Below are 3,717 nucleotides of genomic sequence, written 5' to 3'. Positions count from 1 at the left end.
AAGCCGAGCTGCGCGGTCTCAACCCCGACGCACGTCTGACTGGAAGGCAGACACGGTCAGCGCTGTTGATCGCTAACATGCGGACCTGGCTGAGCCAACATCGTGCCCGTGTCGCGGGCAAGTCGCCTCTCGGCGAAGCGCTCGCCTACATGGCCAAATATTGGGATGGCCTTTGCTGCTTCCTGATCGACGGTCGCATCGAGATCGACAACAACAGCGTCGAGAGAACTATCCGGCCGATAGCCCTCAACCGCAAAAATGCTCTCTTCGCCGGACACGATGCCGGAGCAGAAAACTGGGCGACCCTCGCCTCGCTCATCGAAACCTGCAAGCTCAATGCCGTCGAGCCGCTGGCCTATCTGAGCGCCACGCTGACCGCCATCGTCAACGGCCACAAGCAGAGCAAGCTCGATGAGCTGCTGCCGTGGAACACTCCGAAACACTAGGGGTTTTGCTCGCTTCGCCCAATGATATCAGCCCGTTGGCAAGTACCGCTCGCTGGCACGATGTCGAGCTTGTCCCCGACCTTGAAGCCATCACGAGGCGTCCCGATCTCAAACTGGTATCTACACGGCAAGGACTCCCCGGTGGGGGTAGTCCTTGAAAAAGATAGGTCCGCCATCGTTATGACCGTCACGCCACGACGACTGACTTCCTCTTCCCAAACGGCCTCTATTGTCGCAACGGAACGCTCAAAATGATGAAGTCGCCATAGATAAAGGCCAAGAATGGCGACGCAGATCACCAATCCAATCAAAGGGAATATAACCTTCATCACCGCGAGTTCTCGCGTCACCTTTTGATCGTAAGTTTGTCTAAGCATCACAACCCAACCCTACATTGAGCGCAACTATGGAGGGTTGGTTCGATCTTTGCAATGGATGAACGTTCTAGGCTGTGTGATGCGGACATCGCTTACGTTCGACGGCAGCACCAGGCTTTTTCAGATGGAGTATCCCTGCCACTCGCCGGCCTCTTCCAGATGGTTTTTGGGACGGGTGACGCCACTCGGGATCGTCGAAGGCGGCGCCGTGATATCGCATGAGAACATCACAGTCGCCTAAGCCGCCATCTTTGACGAGGCTGATGAGGTCTCCCGCAAGCCGCGCCTGAACACGAGCCTCGGTGTTGCCGCGAGCGGGAATGACTGTTAGGCAGCTCACATTGAAAACGCTGCCGCGACGGTCCCTCTCGCTCATTCGTGAAGCCCAAACTTTTCGGCATCGCAACGGCCATCGGCACGCCTTGATCTTCGAGACCGATGAAGCTTACACGAACGGCGTGCAACTTATCGACCAGGAGCAGTCGTTGGGCTTGGCGTGAAGCAACGACGGACTTGGAGCCGCAAGGGGACAGGCAGCTTCAGGCTGCGGTTCCTCAAGAGCGGACATTCAGGTTGCGCGGGCATCGTCTCGACCACGGCCCAAGCCTGCCAAGCGCGAAGTTGCTCCGCGCAATTTCTGTTGACCTGTCTCAGGCCCCCGTCAATGCGCCATGGACGAGTGCGCGCAGCTCCTTGCGCACCGGAATGGCGCTCGAAGGCAGCAGTTGCGTGAAGAGAATGACGACCAGGTCGTCGACCGGACTCACCCAGAAGAAGGTGCCTGCCGCCCCGCCCCAGCCATAGTCGCCCACTTGCGCCGAAATTTGTGCCTTAGCCGGATCGAGGACGACTGAGCCCAACAGACCGAACCCGACGCCGTCAAACTGGGTTTCGGCCCAAACTTCGGTTGCCATCGAGGCAAGATCTCCCGGTAGGTGATTGCGCGCCGCCAATCTCAAAGTGCGGGGACTGAGGATGCGTTCGCCGTTGAGTTCACCTCCAGCCCGCAGCATTTAGTGGACGCCTTGTCCATGGCAGCCAAGAACGCATCGCGTCGCGAGCGGGCCCACCTTCCACTAAACGCCTAGGCGCCTTTGATCGGCGGCTTCCTCCCCCCGAACCCAATGCTACCGACACCGTTCCTACTGTCGGTCAGGAGATGCACCTGCCCTGCCTAGTAGCCACGCGGCAGAGGGTCACTCGAATTTGCACCGGCCCCGCAATATGCGATCCGGGCCTCGATTTCAGGAATGTATTCGCCTGCGGAATTATCATGGCATTTAGAAATCGTGTCGTTGGCCTCTAGTCCAGACCAGACGAACAATACTGCAAATACGGCCAATGCCAGACCAGCAATAGCGCCTAAGATTTTAACGTTCCGCAATGCCGCATCTCCGAGATACATGAGACTATATGGCGTCGCACCCTACACGACAAGGCGGCCGTTAAATGGACGCTGGCGTTAGTCGATCGAGGGTATGCCCGCCGTTTCTCCTATTTGCCTTGTGTAAACGGTACCAGTACATTCCGCGCATGAAGTTCCGCAATGGCGGAGTGCTGAATGGTGGAGCTTGACTTCGATGAACAACCATCCCGCTTGTGACGGTGTCGTATTCGCCATAATACTGTTGTCGGTGGTTGTTGTGTTTTTGGTTATTGCAGAAATAAGAGAGCTTATTTTTTACAAGAAGAACAATTGGGATTTCAGTACCGACAGCAACATCGGCTTGAAGATGTATAATGGCGACTCCACCTCTGCCAAAGACCTCACTTCGAATAGACCAAGGGTTTGCTACGGAACGCCGTTGATGATTTTAGGGTTTTCAGTACTCTTGATTTCGTGTGTCGCGATCCGTTTGTCGATGTAGATGTGTGCATGTAACTCGTGCTGACGCCGGAGACGCCACCAGTTTTTGTCCGCGACTGGAGGGAGAGAACACCTATCCGCCGGTGCCCGAACTCGACGAGGTGGAGGCGTGGATGGAAATGCCTAAGGCGCGCCATTAGCCAGGAGACGCCAGAACGCGTCTCCTTTCCATCTCGCTTCACGGAGGATTTGGTATGAGAAACGACTTCGACTTCGCACCGCTTTATCGGTCCAGTATCGGCTTCGACCGTGTCTTCAATCTCTTGACCAACGCGCAGCAGCGCCTGCCATCGTCGCCTGGCACATCGTCAAGACGGGCGAGAACGGCTATCGCATTCAGATGGCGCTCGCCGGCTTCGCCGAAGCCGATCTCGCGATCACGCAAGAGCGCAAACGTGCTCGTGGTGAAGGGCCAGAAGGCCGACGAAAAAGGATGGTGAGTATTTACACCGCGGTATCGCCGGCCGCGCCTTCGAGCGCCGCTTCGAGCTCGCCGACCAAGTCAAGGTCGAGAACGCCTCTTCGACCAACGGCCCTATCCACATCGAGCTTAAGCGGGAGATCCCGGAAGCGATGAAGCAGTGGCCAACCTTTGCGAGAAGTGATCAGCGGATCGACACTGTTCGCCAGAGTCGCGGATTGACGCCGCCAAAAAGTGTCTCCACCCTTTGAAGGACAAAGGAGAGATCTCGATGATTGTTCAACCGGCGGCAGCAGAACTTAACTTAGAGAGTCTCTTGATCGAGCATGTGCACAGGCTCTCGTGTTGGGAGCAGGTTTTCGGTCCGGCGACCGCGCTCAAGATGTTCGGTCGTTTGTACACTTCCATCGCTCGTCGTCCCCAATGGCTGGTCCCCGGCGAGGCGAAGCAGTGCTTCCGCGATGCGACCGCTTTTGCCCTAGCAGGCTGCTGAAATTCGCTCTGCGTTGGCGCAGTTGCTTGCTGTGGGTCTGATTTTTTACAGACTGGCTGTCGTGCGGTGGGATTTTGGCCGATTGAGGCGGGTTTTCTGGCCATATCGGCTTA

The 3,717-nt window shown here is 56.8% G+C and carries 4 protein-coding genes and 1 pseudogene; 4 read left to right on the top strand and 1 reads right to left on the bottom strand.

Annotation, left to right across the window (positions count from 1 at the left end; all coding sequences use genetic code 11):
• A partial coding sequence (locus HJB83_RS33880) for a transposase (RefSeq protein ID WP_221133263.1) occupies window positions 1-446 on the top strand: 446 nt, incomplete at its 5' end.
• Between the two features lie 1,027 nt (window positions 447-1,473).
• Here the strand turns inward: HJB83_RS33880 and HJB83_RS33875 are convergent.
• On the bottom strand, window positions 1,474-1,737 hold the full coding sequence (locus HJB83_RS33875) for a hypothetical protein (protein ID WP_311044315.1): 264 nt from the start codon (window positions 1,735-1,737) through the stop codon (window positions 1,474-1,476).
• Window positions 1,738-2,403: 666 nt separating this feature from the next.
• Between HJB83_RS33875 and HJB83_RS33870 the strand changes: the two genes are divergently transcribed.
• From HJB83_RS33870 to HJB83_RS33860, 3 genes and pseudogenes are all read left to right on the top strand, one after another.
• Window positions 2,404-2,691 carry a hypothetical protein gene (locus HJB83_RS33870; RefSeq protein ID WP_221133264.1) on the top strand — a complete coding sequence of 96 codons (288 nt, stop codon included), beginning with the start codon at window positions 2,404-2,406 and terminating at the stop codon, window positions 2,689-2,691.
• Between the two features lie 193 nt (window positions 2,692-2,884).
• Window positions 2,885-3,362, top strand: a pseudogene (locus tag HJB83_RS33865) (Hsp20 family protein).
• Window positions 3,363-3,382: 20 nt separating this feature from the next.
• Window positions 3,383-3,604: a hypothetical protein gene (locus HJB83_RS33860; protein WP_221159857.1), complete on the top strand. Its 222-nt coding sequence runs from the start codon at window positions 3,383-3,385 to the stop codon at window positions 3,602-3,604.
• The last annotated feature ends 113 nt before the right edge of the window (window positions 3,605-3,717 follow it).

Source organism: Rhizobium sp. NZLR11 (assembly GCF_019685115.1).
GTDB lineage: Bacteria > Pseudomonadota > Alphaproteobacteria > Rhizobiales > Rhizobiaceae > Rhizobium.
This window is presented reverse-complemented; position numbering and strand designations above follow the sequence as displayed.

Excerpts from the sequence above, each read along its gene's own strand:
- HJB83_RS33860 (WP_221159857.1), top strand. The coding sequence starts at position 3,383 with ATGATTGTTCAACCGGCGGCAGCAGAACTTAACTTAGAGAGTCTCTTG.
- HJB83_RS33875 (WP_311044315.1), bottom strand. The coding sequence starts at position 1,737 with ATGGCAACCGAAGTTTGGGCCGAAACCCAGTTTGACGGCGTCGGGTTC.
- HJB83_RS33870 (WP_221133264.1), top strand. The coding sequence starts at position 2,404 with ATGAACAACCATCCCGCTTGTGACGGTGTCGTATTCGCCATAATACTG.